This window comes from Streptomyces sp. SAS_272 (genome assembly GCF_052543235.1).
In genome coordinates this window covers 17,219-32,789 of sequence record NZ_JBMNDR010000097.1, presented here as the reverse complement: position 1 = coordinate 32,789, position 15,571 = coordinate 17,219, and the positions used below count along the sequence as shown (strand labels likewise).

At 70.2% G+C, this 15,571-nt stretch carries 16 protein-coding genes; 12 read left to right on the top strand and 4 right to left on the bottom strand.

The genetic code is table 11. The features are described from left to right. Positions 1–490: 490 nt before the first annotated feature. Positions 491–949: an ATP-binding protein gene (locus tag ACN6LD_RS36070; RefSeq protein ID WP_445045353.1), complete on the bottom strand. Its 459-nt coding sequence runs from the start codon at positions 947–949 to the stop codon at positions 491–493. A 209-nt stretch (positions 950–1,158) separates the two neighbouring features. Between ACN6LD_RS36070 and ACN6LD_RS36065 the strand changes: the two genes are divergently transcribed. Beyond that, entirely contained in the window at positions 1,159–1,551 is a 393-nt protein-coding gene (locus ACN6LD_RS36065) for an STAS domain-containing protein (RefSeq protein WP_445045352.1), read from the top strand. A 5-nt stretch (positions 1,552–1,556) separates the two neighbouring features. On the opposite strand, the gene ACN6LD_RS36060 is transcribed toward ACN6LD_RS36065, so the two are convergent. Both ACN6LD_RS36060 and ACN6LD_RS36055 read right to left on the bottom strand, forming a co-directional pair. Beyond that, on the bottom strand, positions 1,557–1,829 hold the full coding sequence (locus ACN6LD_RS36060) for an ANTAR domain-containing protein (protein WP_319189636.1): 273 nt from the start codon (positions 1,827–1,829) through the stop codon (positions 1,557–1,559). Positions 1,830–1,948: 119 nt separating this feature from the next. Then, positions 1,949–3,709, bottom strand: a complete 1,761-nt coding sequence (locus tag ACN6LD_RS36055) for a PucR family transcriptional regulator (protein WP_445045351.1) — start codon at positions 3,707–3,709, stop codon at positions 1,949–1,951. 252 nt (positions 3,710–3,961) lie between these two features. On the opposite strand from ACN6LD_RS36055, the gene ACN6LD_RS36050 reads away from it, so the two are divergent. The 11 genes from ACN6LD_RS36050 (at position 3,962) to ACN6LD_RS36000 (ending at position 14,587) form a co-directional block, all read left to right on the top strand. Then, positions 3,962–4,489 (top strand): general stress protein, encoded by a 528-nt coding sequence (locus ACN6LD_RS36050; protein WP_445045350.1) that lies wholly within the window; start codon positions 3,962–3,964, stop codon positions 4,487–4,489. A gap of 67 nt (positions 4,490–4,556) precedes the next feature. Beyond that, positions 4,557–6,473 (top strand): molecular chaperone DnaK, encoded by a 1,917-nt coding sequence (gene dnaK / locus ACN6LD_RS36045; protein WP_445045349.1) that lies wholly within the window; start codon positions 4,557–4,559, stop codon positions 6,471–6,473. A gap of 10 nt (positions 6,474–6,483) precedes the next feature. Further along, positions 6,484–7,068 (top strand): nucleotide exchange factor GrpE, encoded by a 585-nt coding sequence (locus ACN6LD_RS36040; RefSeq protein WP_319189643.1) that lies wholly within the window; start codon positions 6,484–6,486, stop codon positions 7,066–7,068. A 6-nt stretch (positions 7,069–7,074) separates the two neighbouring features. Beyond that, positions 7,075–8,013: a DnaJ C-terminal domain-containing protein gene (locus ACN6LD_RS36035; RefSeq protein ID WP_445045348.1), complete on the top strand. Its 939-nt coding sequence runs from the start codon at positions 7,075–7,077 to the stop codon at positions 8,011–8,013. Beyond that, a complete protein-coding gene (locus tag ACN6LD_RS36030; protein WP_319189647.1) occupies positions 8,013–8,381 on the top strand; it encodes a chaperone modulator CbpM in 369 nt (122 codons plus the stop codon). Before ACN6LD_RS36035 ends, ACN6LD_RS36030 begins: the two co-directional genes overlap by 1 nt. Then, on the top strand, positions 8,372–11,011 hold the full coding sequence (gene clpB, locus ACN6LD_RS36025) for an ATP-dependent chaperone ClpB (RefSeq protein ID WP_445045347.1): 2,640 nt from the start codon (positions 8,372–8,374) through the stop codon (positions 11,009–11,011). Before ACN6LD_RS36030 ends, clpB begins: the two co-directional genes overlap by 10 nt. Further along, positions 11,008–11,463, top strand: coding sequence for a thioredoxin (gene trxA / locus ACN6LD_RS36020; RefSeq protein WP_445045346.1), 456 nt, complete (start codon positions 11,008–11,010; stop codon positions 11,461–11,463). Before clpB ends, trxA begins: the two co-directional genes overlap by 4 nt. Next, entirely contained in the window at positions 11,460–11,723 is a 264-nt protein-coding gene (locus ACN6LD_RS36015) for a UBP-type zinc finger domain-containing protein (protein WP_020123227.1), read from the top strand. Before trxA ends, ACN6LD_RS36015 begins: the two co-directional genes overlap by 4 nt. After that, the gene (locus ACN6LD_RS36010; protein WP_445045345.1) at positions 11,723–13,504 is read left to right on the top strand and encodes an FAD-dependent oxidoreductase; all 1,782 of its coding nucleotides are present in this window, start codon (positions 11,723–11,725) and stop codon (positions 13,502–13,504) included. The genes ACN6LD_RS36015 and ACN6LD_RS36010 overlap by 1 nt, the downstream gene beginning before the upstream one ends. A 47-nt stretch (positions 13,505–13,551) precedes the next feature. Then, the gene (locus ACN6LD_RS36005; RefSeq protein WP_445045344.1) at positions 13,552–14,049 is read left to right on the top strand and encodes an Hsp20/alpha crystallin family protein; all 498 of its coding nucleotides are present in this window, start codon (positions 13,552–13,554) and stop codon (positions 14,047–14,049) included. A 145-nt stretch (positions 14,050–14,194) separates the two neighbouring features. Further along, entirely contained in the window at positions 14,195–14,587 is a 393-nt protein-coding gene (locus ACN6LD_RS36000) for a DUF2267 domain-containing protein (RefSeq protein ID WP_445045343.1), read from the top strand. Positions 14,588–14,824: 237 nt separating this feature from the next. On the opposite strand, the gene ACN6LD_RS35995 is transcribed toward ACN6LD_RS36000, so the two are convergent. Further along, positions 14,825–15,274: a DUF1931 family protein gene (locus ACN6LD_RS35995; RefSeq protein ID WP_319189660.1), complete on the bottom strand. Its 450-nt coding sequence runs from the start codon at positions 15,272–15,274 to the stop codon at positions 14,825–14,827. Positions 15,275–15,571: the final 297 nt, after the last annotated feature.

Here is a 15,571-nt window from a genome sequence, read left to right as displayed (position 1 = left end):
CGCTGCGGCCCAGAACGCCGCGAGTCGCTCCGGCTCGGCACAGTCGATGGTCAGCTGGAGTTTCGGATCGGTGATCATCGGACAACACTACCGGCCGCCACCAAGACGACTGATCACAACCGCCTGCTACCTGGAATAGCCCAGATCAGACCACACACCAAGATCCGCCCCCGCACTCGCGCAGACCACCCCAGCCCCTCGCGCCACATCACCGCGCCTTCCACACCAACTTGATCAGTCCAGGCCAGCCCACCCGCTATTGATCACAACAACCGCTCCTGGACAGCTCACCGCCGAAAAGCTCCAGGTGCTGGCCGGCCTCGGGCTGGAGTGGGCAGCGGAAGGAGCGGCAGCGTGATGACCGGGGAAACAGGCACTGCTGTGAGGGCACCCGCCACTTCTGCCCCGCACAGCGGCCTGCGCCGGACCCCTCTTCCTTGATCGCCCACGAGGCCTGCGGGGTGAACCGTCGGGCCGCCCATGGGAGCGCTCAGCAGCCTTGCGGGCTCCGGGAGCCGTGCGAGACGGGCGGCAGGCCGGGGTCGGTGTCGGTGTCGGTGTCGGACAGGGCGATGCGGGCCGTGATGCGCTTGCCGACCGGTTCCTGCTCCATGAACAGTTCCTCGCTGACCGCCTTGACGATCTCCAGACCGTGCTGGCCGACCCGGCCGGGATCGGCGCTGCGGGCGCCGGGGACCGTGGGGTCGCTGTCCCACACGACGACGTCCACGGCGCGGGCGCTGACGCGCAGTTCCATCAGGACCGGGCCGGGAGCGTACTTCCGGGCGTTGGTGACCAGTTCGCTGACGACCAACTGCGTGAGGTCCCTCGCGCGGGCCGTCACGGACAGATGGTGAGCGGCGTGGGCCTGGTCGAGGAAGGCGGCGGCGTGGTGGCGGGCGTCTGCGATGCAGCCACCGTCCCCGGTCAGGGCGTAGCCGGCCCGCATCAGGTACCCGTCTGGCCCTCCACAGTCGCCGTCATCGGCTTGAGATCCCACTGCTCTCGTCGTCCTCGCTTCCCGCCCGCGCCCCGTACCCCGTACCCCCGCCGTGCATGTCCTTGGGGCTGCTCTGGCAAAGCTTGCGAATTGTAGGCTCGCCCACCCGTGCATCCGCCTGCGGGGACGGGGCAGAATCGACTTCGCGGCCCCACGCCGTGGGCTTGAACGTAGGCGAGGAGACGGTGAGCCACATCGAGAACGCGGACCGGCCGGCCCGGTTTCATGCCGAGGACCGCATGGTGGAGGGGGTCCGTGTGGTCGCCCTTCGGGGCGAGATCGATCATGACGTCAAGGAGCGACTCGGCGCAGCCCTGCGCGGCGAGCAGGGCGTCGCTCCGGAGCGGATCGTCGCAGACCTCAGCGAGGTCACCTTCATGGACTCCAGCGGCATCAACGTCTTCGTCCGCACTCACCGGCGGGTGAGCGGGTCAGGCGGATGGGTCCGCATCGTGGGGGCGCAGGAGCCCGTCCTGCACGTGCTGCAGCTGGTCGGCGTCGACACCCTCATCGCCTGCCTCCCGACCGTCGAACAGGCCCTGGCCGACTGACCGGGTCAGCCGAATCGGCCGTGTGCACGGCCTGACCGCTCGAGCGCCGCCCCGAGCGCCTGCCCCAAAGGATCCGGCAGCGGCTCGCCCAAAGCCCAGCCGATCATCGCCTCGGCGACCGTGTGCAGCTTGACGTCGGTGTGCTGCGACACCTCCCGCAGCACCACGAACCCCGCCTCAGGCGCGATCTTGTGGACCGCGACGAGAACACCGATGGCCTGATCGACCGTGGCATGGGAGCTGACCGCGTGCCGCAACTGGGCGTTCTCCACCTCCACACGGGCCAGCTCCTCATCACAGGCGTCCACGGACACGGACCGCTGCACACGCTGGGGCCTCACGGCCGGCTCTCCCTTCAGGGGCGACATTTTTCCGGTCCGGGGCGGGGTCTTCGCGGTCAGCGCCGCCCATGCAGGATGATCTTCCAGACGCGCGTTGCCACCTGCAGATTGAGCCGGGTGTCCACATCCGCCAGGTCGCGGTCGCTGATCTCACGGATGCGCTGCAGCCGGTAGCGCAGGGTGCTGCGGTGGACCGTCAGCGCGGCGGCCGCATCGTCGTAGTTGCCTCCGCAGTCGAAGTAGCGCGAGAGCGTCTCCACCAACTCCGTATCGTGCCCTGCGTCGTAGTCGATCAGCTCGCCGAGCCACTCTCGCACAAAGCCTTCTAGCTCACGGAGATCGTTGCCGGGCCCCAGGATCCGGTACAGCCCGAGGTCGTCGAAGAACGTCGTCCCGCTGCCCTGGCGGGAGTTCTGCCGTACCTCCAGGGCCCGCAGTGCCTCCTGATAGCAGCGGGGAACGCCGTCCGGGGAGTCGCAGCCGGTGCTCACTCCGATCGCTCCGTCGGGCGTCCCCAGCTCCTGGGTCAGCGCCGCGTGCACAGCATCGTCGTCAGGCCTTGCTTCGGTCAGCAGGACTACCCGGTCGCCGCGGCGGGTGATCAGCGGACGGGTCGCCGCGGCGGCCGTCGCTTGCTCGACGGCACGAGTGAAGGAGTCGTCCGCGGCGTTGCCCGGCCAGTGCACCACGACCACGTAATGGGTACGTTGCAGGTCGTGGCCGACGGCTTCGGCCCGGGCGTAGGCGCTCGTCTCGTCAGTGCCCTCCAGCAGGTCGTCGATCAGCTGGCGGCGCAGCCGCAGTTCGACCTCGGTGAGTTCGCGCATGTGCATGAGCTCCTGGGCGAGCGACCGCTGGGCGTGATCCAAGACGAACACGGTCTGCTCGTCGGCCGTCGCCCCGGGGTCCTCGAGGGCGAGGACGCCGAGGAGGTTGCCGCGCGGCCGGGCCAGGGCGACCAGCCGGTCCTTGACCCTGACCGGGCCCGCCTCGCGCGCGACCTGCCGCAGCATCTCTTCCTGGTGGGCCGAGGACCGCACCGGATAGGGCTCGGGCCGGTCGGGACCGGCCCAGGACCTCAGGTTGCCGAACCGGTCCTCGACGAGCGCCGACAGCCCGGTGAGCTCGTACAGCGCTTGGGTGATGGCGTCCTCGCCGCCGCCCCGGGCGGCGACACGCGCCAGGGTCTCGTGCACGGTCCTCTGCAAGTGCAGGGTGGAGCGCATGGTGTCCAGGCGCCGCAGTGCGATGTCCCGTTCGGTGCGGAGCCGGCTCAGTTCGCCGGCGTTCTCGTGCTGCGTGGCACGCGTGGCCGCCAGGGACAGGGCCGCGGCTGTGAGCCCCACGAGGCTCGTGAGGAGGAAGTGCCCCTGCTCGTCGGGCCCGGAGTGGGAGGAGACCAGGAGGTAGCCCAGCAGACCGTCGGTCCCGCGCAGGCCGTACGCCCGGTTCCAGGACCGCTCCGGAAGGGATACGGAGCCGTCTGCCTCGCCCAGCTCCTTCATCTGTGCGTCGTCGACCGCCGGCGCTCCCGCGTCGTGGCCGGAGACGCGGGACAGGCCGTCGCCCGTCGCGAGGTATCCGGCCTCGGCGTGGTAGGGGCCGAGGGCACTGACGTGCCGCATGGCCAACCGTACGATCTCACCCTGTTCCGCGCAGGTGAACAGGGTGTGGGACAGCACCAGCAGCCCGTGCGGGTCCAGCGCCGCGAGCGGATGGGGGTCGTCCCGTTCGGTACCCCCGGTGTTGCCCGGGTGGCGGGTCGCTTCCTGGTCGGAGACGTGAGGGGGCAGCCTCCGTGACGGATGGCCGGCCATAGATGACTCCGTTCTCCTCCGGTTCGTCGGAGGCGATCGAGCGAGTCGTGGGATCCACGCGTGGGCGCCCCCTGAGCTCTCAGCCTAGGCACGGCCAGCCGGCTTGTGTGGATTTCGCCTTGTTCTCATGGACCGATCGAGTGCGCCGTTTTCTGACCTGCCGGGTGCAGGCGAAGCCCGCTGCTCTGTTGCCACGCTGGGCTCGTCAGCGATCGCCGGTGCCCCGGGGACCGTGGCAGGAAGGACTGGCTGATGAACGAGCGGGCCCGCAGGACCGTCGCTTCGTACACGATCTACCAGGAGGCGGAACGCGCCGTCGATCACCTCTCCGATCAGGGCTTTCCTGTCGAGAGGGTGGCCATCATCGGCCAGGACGTGCGACTCGTCGAGCAGGTGACCGGCCGCATGCGACCTGGCGGTGCCGCCCTGCACGGCGCGGCGAGCGGTGCCCTGCCCGGCGGACTGATCGGATGGATCTTCGGGCTGCTGAACTGGCTGGATCCGGTCGTGTCGGGCCTGCTCCTCGCCTTGTACGGGCTGGTTTTCGGAGCACTCGTCGGGGCGCTGCTCGGCCTGCTGGTGCACGCGGCCCAGCGAGGCCGCCGGGACTTCGCCTCGGTGAGCTTCATGCAGCCCAGCCGGTACGACGTCGTCGCCGACGACGCGGTCGCCGACGAGGCGGTGCGGCTGCTGGCCGAGCTGCCCAGCGGGACCGGTCCCGGCACGAGCAGCAGGGCATGGAAGGGCAGCCGCCCGCAGAGCGGTCCCGCCGTCACCTGAGCGAGTGCGGAAAACGGGCGCGACTCCGTGGGCGAAACGGAGACCGCCCGTCGCGGAAGGAGTTCCCATGGCCAAGGCAGTAGGCATCGACCTGGGCACGACCAACTCGGTGATCGCCGTCTGGGAGGGCGGCGAGCCGACGGTCGTACCCAACAGCGAGGGCAACCGCACGACACCGTCCGTGGTGGCCTTCACCGACACCGGCGAGCGCCTGGTGGGCCAGCTGGCCCGCCGCCAGGCGATCCTCAACCCCAAGGGCACGATCTACTCGGCCAAGCGGTTCATCGGCCGGCACTTCGACGAGATCTCCGAAGAGGCCAAGGCCGTCGCGTACGACGTGGTCGAGGGAGATGGCGGCGCGGCCCGCTTCAAGGTGCGCGACAAGCTCTACGCACCTGAGGAGATCAGCGCGCAGGTGTTGCGCAAGCTCGCCGACGACGCCTCCAAGCAGCTCGGGGAGCGGGTCACGGAGGCGGTCATCACGGTGCCCGCCTACTTCAACGACGCCCAGCGCACCGCCACCAAGGACGCCGGACGGATCGCCGGCCTGGAGGTGCTGCGGATCATCAACGAGCCGACCGCGGCCGCCCTCGCCTACGGCATGGACAAGAAGGAGCACGAGACGGTGCTCGTCTTCGACCTGGGCGGCGGCACCTTCGACGTCAGCATCCTCGACGTCGGCGACGGTGTGGTGGAGGTACGGTCCACGGCGGGCGACAGCCATCTGGGCGGCGACGACTTCGACCGCCGGCTCGTCGACCAGCTCGCCGACGGCTTCCAGAAGGACAACGGCATCGACCTGCGCCAGGACTCACAGGCACTGCAACGCCTGTTCGAGGCGGCCGAGAAGGCCAAGACCGAGCTCAGCTCGGTGACCCAGACACAGGTCAGCCTGCCGTTCATCACCGCCGACGCCTCCGGGCCCAAGCATCTGACCACGACGATCATGCGGTCCACGTTCGAGCAGATCACCGGCGACCTGGTGGAGCGCTGCCTGGGCCCGGTGCGGCAGGCCATGGACGACGCCAAGGTCAGTGACAACGACATCGACGAGGTCATCCTCGTCGGCGGCTCCACCCGCATCCCCGCCGTCCAGGCCCTGGTGCGGAGGCTGACCGGGGGCAAGGAACCCAACATGAGCGTCAACCCCGACGAGGTCGTGGCGATGGGCGCCGCGATCCAGGCCGGGGTCCTCAAGGGCGAGGTCAAGGACGTCCTGCTGCTCGATGTCACCCCGCTGTCGCTGGGCGTGGAGACACGCGGCGGTGTGATGACGAAGATCATCGAGCGGAACACCACCATCCCGGTGCGCCGCTCCGAGACCTTCTCCACCGCCGAGGACAACCAGCCCGCCGTCGACGTCGTCGTCCTGCAGGGCGAGCGTGAGAGGGCCGCCGACAACCGGGTCCTGGGTCGCTTCCAGCTCACCGACATCCGCCCCGCGCCGCGCGGCGAGCCGCAGATCGAGGTCATCTTCGACATCGACGCCAACGGCATCCTCAACGTCACCGCGCGGGACAAGGACACCGGCAAGGAGCAGGGCATCACCATCAGCGAGAGCTCCAACCTCGACCGCACCGAGGTCGAGCGGATGGTCCAGGAGGCCGACCGCAACCGCGGCGAGGACCAGGCCCTGCGCGAGGCGGTAGACGCCCGCAACGAACTGGACGCCATCGCATACCAGGTCGAGAAGCGCCTCGGCGAGCTCGGCGACGCCGCGCCCGCACACGAGAAGGCTCGCGCCGAGATGCTGGTGTCCGAGGCCCGCGAGGCGGTCAAGAACGAGGTCGGGGCGGACAAGGCCCGGCCGCTCACCTCCGAACTCCAGCAGGTCTTCGCAGGGCTCGCGGCCCACCAGGCGGGAGCCGCCGCGGGCGGTGCGGCGGGCACCGGCTCCCCGGACGGATCCGGTTCCGGCGGGGCCGCGCCGGGCGGCGCCGGGGGCGATGACGATGTGATCGACGCCGAGTTCGACAAGGGCTGAGGTGTCCGCCATGCCCATCCCACCCCGGGGCCGAGAGCCCGACCCGCCGCCGGAAGGCGCCGTCCAGCCGCCGCGCGGGGATCTTACGCAGCCCGCACCGCCGGCCGAAGAGGCCGAGCCGGGGCCCGACGCCGCAACCGGCACCGCCGCACCCGACGGCGAACACGCGGCCGCGCTGCGCGAGGCCGAGGACCGCTGGCGACGCGCCTTGGCCGACCTCGACAACCTGCGCAAACGCCATGCCAGGGAGTTGAAGGGACAGGCCGCGGTCGAAGGCGCCCGTACGGCTGCGGCCTTCCTGCCCGTCATCGACAACCTGGAACTCGCCCTGAGCCACGCGGCCGCCGACCCGGGTGCGATCGTCGAAGGTGTCCGGGCCGTGCGTGACCAGGCCGTGAACGTCCTGGAGCGGCTGGGCTACCCGCGCCATGGGGAGACCGGCGTGCCGTTCGACCCGGCACGGCACGAGGTGGTCGGCGTGGTCCAGGAACCCGACGCCGAGCCGAACACCGTGGTCCAGGTGCTCCGACCCGGTTACGGGGAGGCCGAGCGGCAGTTGCGGCCTGCCGCCGTGACCGTCGCCAAGCGGGAGTGAGCGGCCATGGCACGCGACTTCTACGAGGCGCTCGGTGTTCCGCGCACCGCCGACCGGGACGAGATCCAGCGGGCCTATCGCACCCTGGCCCGCCGGTACCACCCCGACGTCAACAAGGACCCCCAGGCGGAGGAGCGGTTCAAGGAGATCAACGAGGCCTTCAGCGTCCTGTCCGATCCGGAGCAGCGAGCCCGCTACGACCGCTTCGGCGAGGACTTCCGGAAGGTCCCGGAGGACTGGGAGGAACGGGTCGCCGCTGGGGCCGGCGCGGGAGCCGGCAGCGGCTTCCGGTGGTCCACCGGGGGTGGCCCCCGGGTCCGGTACGCCACCAGTGGCTTCGGCGCAGAGGGCGTCGATGTCGACGACCTGTTCGGCTCGTTCTTCGGGGGCGCCGGACGGATGCGTGTCCCCGGAGCCGACCAGGAGGCCGAACTGCCGCTCACCGTCGAGGAGGCCTACCGCGGAGGCCGCCGCGCCGTCACCCTCGCCGGGCCCGAAGGGCAGCGGCGCTACGAGGTGGACGTGCCGCCCGGCGTCACCGACGGCCAACGCATCCGGCTGGCGGGCGAGGGCGGCCGCGGCAGCGGCGACGGTTCCGCGGGGGATCTGTATCTGCGGGTGCGGATCCAGCCGGACCCCCAATTCCGCCTCGACGGCCGGGACGTGTACGTGCAGCTTCCGGTCACCCCCTGGGAGGCCGCGCTGGGCGCGACCGTGCCGGTGCCCACGCCGAGCGGTGCCACGGCGAAGGTGACCGTGCCCGCCGGGTCCTCCAGCGGACGGCGTCTGCGGCTGCGCGGCGAGGGCATGCCGGGCCCGCGCGACGCGAACGGAGACCTGTACGCGGAGCTGCGGATCATGGTGCCGCCCCGGCTGAGCGACCGGGAGCGCGAGCTGCTGGAGGAACTTGCCGCTGTCTCCTCGTTCGACCCCAGGAGGACGTGATGAGTGATCGACCCGCCGAGGCCCGCCCGTCCCACGCACACAAGACCGAGGTGCGCGCGCGGTACGCGATCGTGCCCGTGCCCGGGCTCTCATTGGAGACCGTCGCCCGCCGCTCAGGCCTCCATCCCGACCTGATCCGCCGGTTCGTCGCCCTCGGACTGGTCGACGCCGGCGCTGACGCCTCGGGACGGCTGGTGTTCGCCCCCAATGCCCCGGCTTCCCTGGCCCGTGTCCAGCGGTTGCGCACCGGGCTGTGCCTGAACTACGCATCCCTCGGTCTGGTGCTCGACCTGCTCGACCGCATCAGCCTGCTCGAAGCCGCGCTGCGGCGTGCAGGCATGAGGAGTGATCTACCGCCATGGACATGAACCGCCTGACCCAGAAGTCACAGGAAGCCCTGCAGGAGGCGCAGAGCGCCGCCGGCCGCCTGGGCCACACCGAGGTCGACGGCGAGCATCTGCTGCTCGCCCTCCTCGACCAGGAGGAGGGCCTAATCCCGCGGCTGCTGCAGCAGGCGGGCACCGAACCCGAGGATCTGCGCGCGGCCGTACGCGAGGAACTCTCCCGGCGGCCCAGGGTGACCGGCCCGGGCGCGGCGCCGGGCCAGGTCTTCGTCACCCAGCGCCTGGCCCGGCTGCTGGACGCGGCCGAGCGGGAGGCCAAACGCCTCAAGGACGAGTACGTGTCCGTGGAACACCTGCTGCTGGCCCTGGCGGAGGAGGGCTCGGCGACCGCCGCCGGGCGGCTGCTCAAGGAGCACGGCGTGACCCGGGATTCGTTCCTGAGCATGCTCACCAAGGTCCGCGGCAACCAGCGGGTGACGTCCGCCAACCCCGAGGTGGCCTACGAGGCACTGGAGAAGTACGGCCGCGACCTCGTCCTCGAGGCTCGGTCCGGACGGCTGGACCCCGTCATCGGCCGTGACGCCGAGATCCGCCGCGTCACCCAGATCCTCAGCCGCAAGTCCAAGAACAACCCCGTCCTCATCGGCGACCCCGGCGTCGGCAAGACCGCCATCGTCGAAGGTCTCGCCCAGCGCATCGTCCGCGGCGACGTGCCCGAGGGCCTGCGGGACAAGATCGTGTTCGCCCTGGACATGGGCTCCCTGGTCGCCGGAGCCAAGTACCGCGGCGAGTTCGAGGAACGCCTCAAGGCCGTGCTGTCCGAGGTCAAGGCCGCCCAGGGGCGCATCCTGCTCTTCCTCGACGAACTGCACACCGTCGTCGGGGCGGGCGCCGCCGAAGGGGCCATGGACGCGGGCAACATGCTCAAGCCGATGCTCGCCCGCGGCGAACTGCACATGATCGGCGCCACCACCCTCGACGAGTACCGCAAGCACATCGAGAAGGACGCCGCCCTCGAACGCCGCTTCCAGCAGGTCCTGGTCGACGAACCCAGCATGGAGGACACCATCTCCATCCTGCGCGGCCTGCGCGAACGCCTCGAGGTCTTCCACGGCGTCAAGATTCAGGACACCTCGCTGGTCGCGGCCGCGACGCTCTCCCACCGCTACATCACCGACCGGTTCCTGCCCGACAAGGCCATCGACCTCGTCGACGAGGCCTGCGCCCGGCTGCGTACCGAGATCGACTCCATGCCCGCCGAACTCGACGAGATCACCCGTCGCGTCACCCGCCTGGAGATCGAGGACGCGGCCCTGTCCAAGGAGACCGACCCCGCCAGCAAGTCCCGTCTGGAGGAGTTGCGCAAGGAACTGGCCGACCTGCGCGGCGAGGCCGACGCCAAACACGCCCAGTGGGAGGCCGAACGGCAGGCGATCCGCCGCGTGCAGGAGCTGCGCCAGGAACTGGAACAGGTCCGACACGAGGCAGAGGAGGCCGAACGCGCCTACGACCTCAACCGCGCCGCCGAGCTCCGTTACGGCCGCCTCCAGGACCTGGAGCGCCGACTCGCCGCGGAGGAGCAGCAACTGGCCGCCAAGCAGGGGCAGAACCGCCTGCTGCGCGAGGTCGTCACCGAGGAGGAGATCGCCGAGATCGTCGCCGCCTGGACCGGCATCCCCGTCGCCCGCCTCCAGGAGGGCGAACGCGAGAAGCTGCTGCGCCTCGACGAGATCCTGCGCGAGCGCGTCATCGGCCAGGACGAGGCCGTCAAACTCGTCGCCGACGCCATCATCCGCGCCCGCTCCGGCATCCGCGACCCGCGCCGCCCCATCGGCTCGTTCATCTTCCTCGGCCCCACCGGCGTCGGGAAGACCGAGCTGGCCAAGACCCTCGCCCGGACCCTGTTCGACACCGAGGAGAACATGGTCCGCCTCGACATGAGCGAGTACCAGGAGCGGCACACCGTCAGCCGGCTCATGGGCGCACCGCCTGGATACGTCGGCTACGAGGAAGGCGGCCAGCTCACCGAGGCCGTACGCCGCAAGCCGTACTCGGTCGTGCTGTTCGACGAGATCGAGAAGGCGCACACCGATGTCTTCAACACCCTGCTGCAGATCCTCGACGACGGCCGCATCACCGACTCCCAGGGCCGCACCGTCGACTTCCGCAACACCGTGATCATCATGACGTCCAACATCGGCTCGGAGCACCTCCTCGACGGCGCCACCGCCGAGGGCGAGATCAAACCGGACGCCCACGCCCTGGTGATGGGCGAGCTGCGCGGGCACTTCCGCCCGGAGTTCCTCAACCGCGTCGACGACATCGTGCTCTTCAAGCCGCTCGGTGAGCGGCAGACCGAGCGCATCGTGGAGCTGCAGTTCGACGAACTGCGCCGCCGTCTCGCCGAACGCCGCATCACCGTCGAACTCACCGACGCTGCACGTGAGTTGATCGCCCACCAGGGCTACGACCCGGTGTACGGGGCAAGGCCGCTGCGGCGTTACATCTCCCACGAGGTCGAGACACTCGTCGGCCGCGCCCTGCTGCGCGGCGACGTCCAGGACGGGGCGACGGTCCGCGTCGACACCGAGCACGGAGAACTGGTGGTCACCTACGACCAGCCCGGGGACGTGAGGGGTGCGAGGGCGGCATGAGCACCGTGAAAGCCACCAACGTCACCTGCCCGCACTGCGGGCGCCCCAACCGGGTGCCGGCCGTCGCCGAGGGCCGCCCCACGTGCGGCAACTGCAAGCAGCCGCTGCCCTGGACAGCAGAGGCGGGCGACGACGACTTCACCGAGGTCGTCGAGCAGGCCACCGTGCCCGTCGTCGTCGACCTCTGGGCCACCTGGTGCGGCCCCTGCCGCATGGTCAGCCCCGCACTGGAGAAGGTCGCCACCGACCTGGCAGGAAAGATCAAGCTGGTCAAGGTCGACATCGACAAGAACCCGCGCCTGGCACAGCGGTTCGAGGTCCAGGCGGTACCCACTCTGCTGGTCCTCGACAAGGGACAGACCATCGCCCGGCAGGCGGGTGCCGCACCCGCCCCTGCCCTGCGGCGGTGGGTGGAGCAGTCGATCACGGCCCGGGAAGGGCGATCCACATGACCTTGCACGCAGACCCCCACCTCGCGCTTGTCCGGCCGGTCCAGCCACTGACCCCGGAAGGGTGTCAGGAGTGTCTGCTGCTCGGCTCCCCGTGGGTCCACCTCAGGCTCTGCCTGACCTGTGGCCACGTCGGCTGCTGTGACTCCTCACCGAACAAGCACGCGCGTAAGCACGCAGCTGCCGACGCCCATCCGATCGTGCAGTCGTTCCAGCCCGGCGAGGACTGGCGGTGGTGCTACGTCCACGAGGCGTTCGTGTGATGCCCGGCGACGAGACGCGGCCCGGCGCGGCGCCGGTGCAGGCCGAGGCCGAGGAGAGCGTCCCCTTCGAGACCCCCGACATCTACGGCGCCTATCCCCGCCTCACGGACGACCAGATCGCCCGCTTGGCGCAGCAGGGCCGGCAGCGCACGGTCGACGCCGGTGACGTGCTGATCCGGGAGGGGGAGCGGTGCGAGATGTTCTACGTCGTCCTCAGTGGTTCGCTCGCCGTCGTCGAGTGCTACGGCGCGCCCGGCGAGCGCCTGCTGCGTGTGCACGGCCCGGGCCGCTTCATCGGCGAACTCGGTCTCCTGAACGGACAGGTGGCTTTCTACACCGCCGTGGTCAGGGACCCCGGCGAGATCCTCGCCCTGTCCATGGATCAGCTGCGTGACCTGGTGACCCGGGACTCCGCCCTTGGTGATGTGGTGCTGCGCGCCTGCCTGGGCCGCCGTGCTCTGCTCGTCGGGCAGGGCGCGGGTTTCCGCATCATCGGCTCGCGCTACTCGCCCGACACACGGCGGCTGCGCGAGTTCGCCGCCCGCAACCGGCTGCCGCACCGCTGGATCGATCTGGAGGCGGACGAGGAGGCCGAGGCACTGCTACGTCGCTTCGGGGTCGGTCCGGAGCAGACGCCGTTGGTGATCTGGCGGGACACGACCCTGCTGCGCAATCCGAGCAACGCCGAACTGGCCCGGTTCATCGGCCTGCCGGCCCTGGAACAGGGCAACGGCCGCGGCGATCTCCTCATCGTCGGCTCCGGTCCGGCAGGCCTGGCCGCCGCGGTGAACGCCGCCTCGGAGGGCCTCGGCACGACCGTGGTCGAGGCGCTGGCCACCGGCGGTCAGGCCGGGACGTCGTCCCGCATCGAGAATCTGCTCGGCTTTCCTTCCGGCATCTCCGGCGCCGAACTCACCGAGCGCGCCGTGCTCCAGGCGGAAAAGTTCGGCGCTCGGATCAGCTTCCCGGTGGAGGCGGCCCGGCTCGAACGGCGGGACGGCCACTACGCCGTCGGGTTCGCTGACGGCAGCGAGGTCACCGCTCGTAGCGTCGTCCTGGCCGCCGGCGCCCGTTACCGCCGCCTCCGTGTGCCCGGCATCGAGCCGTTGGAGGGCGCGAGCGTCCACTACTCGGCGACTGTCTACGAGGCCCAGCAGTGCCGTACCGACCCGGTGGCGGTGGTCGGCGGCGGCAACTCCGCGGGCCAGGCGGTGCTCTTCCTGGCCGGGTACGCACCGCAGGTGTATCTGCTCGTCCGTGGGCCGAGCCTCGAGGCGCACATGTCCCGCTACCTGATCGATCAGGTCGAGCGCCATCCCCGGGTGCGCGTGCTGCTGCGCACCGAGGTGACCGAGGCACTCGGCGACAAGACGCTGGAGGCGGTCACCGTGGTCGACCACCGTACGGGCGAGCATCACCACCTCGAGGTGCGGGCCCTGTTCGTCTTCACCGGCGCCGACCCGCACACCGATTGGCTGTCCGGCGCGCTCGCCCTCGACGCGCGCGGCTTCGTTCTCACCGGCGCGGAGGCGCAGGCCTGCTCCGTTCCCGAACTGTGGCAGAGCCAGGGCCGCGACTGCCTGACGTTGGAGACCAGCCTGCCCGGCGTCTTCGCCGCCGGCGACCTCCGCAGCGGCTCGGTGAAGCGTGTGGCCTCCGCGGTCGGCGAAGGCGCGATGAGCATCCACTTCGTGCACCGCTACCTGGGTCACACGGCCGCGCCCGGCGGCACCGACACCTCCCTGCACACCCGTCCGAAACAGTCCGCTTGGCTCGCATGACGCCCAGCGGGCGACGAGATCACGAGAAGGAGAAGGAGGCGATGGCAATGGCCACGCCCGTCCGGCGCCACCGCGGTGGCGCCATGCAGGACAGGCCCGTTGGCTGGGCACGCAATCCGCTGACGGAGTTCGACCAACTGCTCAGCGAGATGAGCGGGCTGATGGAATCCACGGTGGGAGGCGCGGCGCCCGCAGTCGCGTGGACACCCCTGGCGGATGTCACGGAGTCCGACGACGCCTTCCACGTCGAGATCGAACTCCCCGGCGTCAAGAAGAAGGACATCAACGTCGAAGCGAACGGCCAGGAGCTGGTGGTCACCGGAGAGATCAAGGAGAAGGAGCGCAAAGGCGTCCTGCGCCGAAGCACCCGCCGCACCGGATCCTTCGAATACCGGCTGCGGCTGCCCGGAGAGGTCGACACGGAAAAGGTCAGTGCGCGGATCTCGGACGGGGTGCTCACCGTCACCGTCCCCAAGGCCGAGGTCGCAAAGCCCCGGCACATCGAGATCAGCGAGAAGAGTGAAAGCACCGAGAGCAAGGGCTGAGACCTGAACGCCGCGGTTCCGGACACACGTCCGGCACCGCGGCCGGGCCGGAGAACGGCAACTACGCGTCGGCCGACGGAGCCGGCCGGCTCGGCAGCATACCGGGCGACCCCATGACCAGCGGTGACCGCGGCAGGAGGCAGCGATGAAATACGACGGATTCCTCGCCCATGTGCGCGCGCGAGGCGAATACAACGACCAGGAGGAAGCAGCGGACATCACCAACGCCGTCCTGGAAGTGCTGGCCCAACGGATCAGCCCGGGAGAGGTCAAGGACCTGGCATCCCAGCTGCCCGACCCGCTGGGACAAGTTCTGGACCATGCCACACCGCAACAGGCGCGGAGCTTCGGCATCGAGGAGTTCTACCGCCGGGTCGCCGAGCGCACCCATGCCCGGCCGCGAACGGCGCAGTGGGACGCCAGCGCGGTCCTGACCACCGTTGGCGACGCTGTCACTGGCGGAGAACTGAATCAGATCATCAGTCAGCTCCCCTCCAGTTACGCGGTCCTGTTCGGCAGGGCCGACCTCGCGGACTGAGGCGTCCAGAACGGCCCATGAAAGAACCGGCTCCCGGTTGCCGAGAGCCGGCGTCCCGGTTGTTGAGAGCCGGCGTCCCGGTTGCCGAGAGCCGGCGGAGCGTTGGGCTCCAGTTCCGGATCACCTTCCCGCCCTCGCCGTTTGCTCCTAGCAGCGCCGCCGGCGGAGGTCACGACCGCTCTCGGCGACACCTCGGACGTGGCCCGGCGGCGGGCCACGTCCAGGGGTGGTCGCCACTCACAGCAGGAGGTCGAAGACGGCTCGGGCCTCGTCCCAGTGCTGGGTCTGAGGGTTCTTCAGGTCGGGGTGGAGGATCTTGAAGCTCTGGGCAAGGGCCAGGCTGAGCCCGCCGATGATGTCCGGATAGGCCGCCTCGGTCTCCTCGTCGGGCGTGCGGTCCAGAGAGGGGTGGGTGGCGAGCTGCTCCAGGATCGGCTTGAGGTCTACTTCCTGGTCGATCTTCCGGAAGTGATGAATGCTCTCCTGCAGGCCTTTTGTGATCGGTAGGTCACAGGTCCGAATGACGTCGCGCCCATTGGCCTTGGCGGTGGCCTGGGCGGCGGTCAGCAGATCGTAGAGCTTGGCGTCGACGAAGTCGCTGTAGCGCTTGAGATCGTTCTTGTCGACGTCCAGCCCCGCGGCCGCGCGAAAGAACCTTTCGAACCTGGCGATGGACATCACGGTCATGAAGCTAACCTCCGTCTGCGGACGCCGGGACGGCCCCCGGCCCCCTGGGCTTCCCAGTCAGCCTGGCCGACGGGGGTGCGTGAACGCATGCGCATGTCGGGCCCAATTAGCCTTCCTGTATTGCCCTGCCAGGCCCAGGTGTTTGACTGCCAGGGAAGTTCGCAGGGGCGTGCGGGGAAGGGCTGGGGGGCAGCAGCAAGGGCCGGGCCGGTTGACGCGGACCACCCCGCCCTCTCCCGGGCCGGACACCGGAGCGGGGTGGTCGGCGGGCGGCGTGCGGTGCGCGCCGAGACCGAG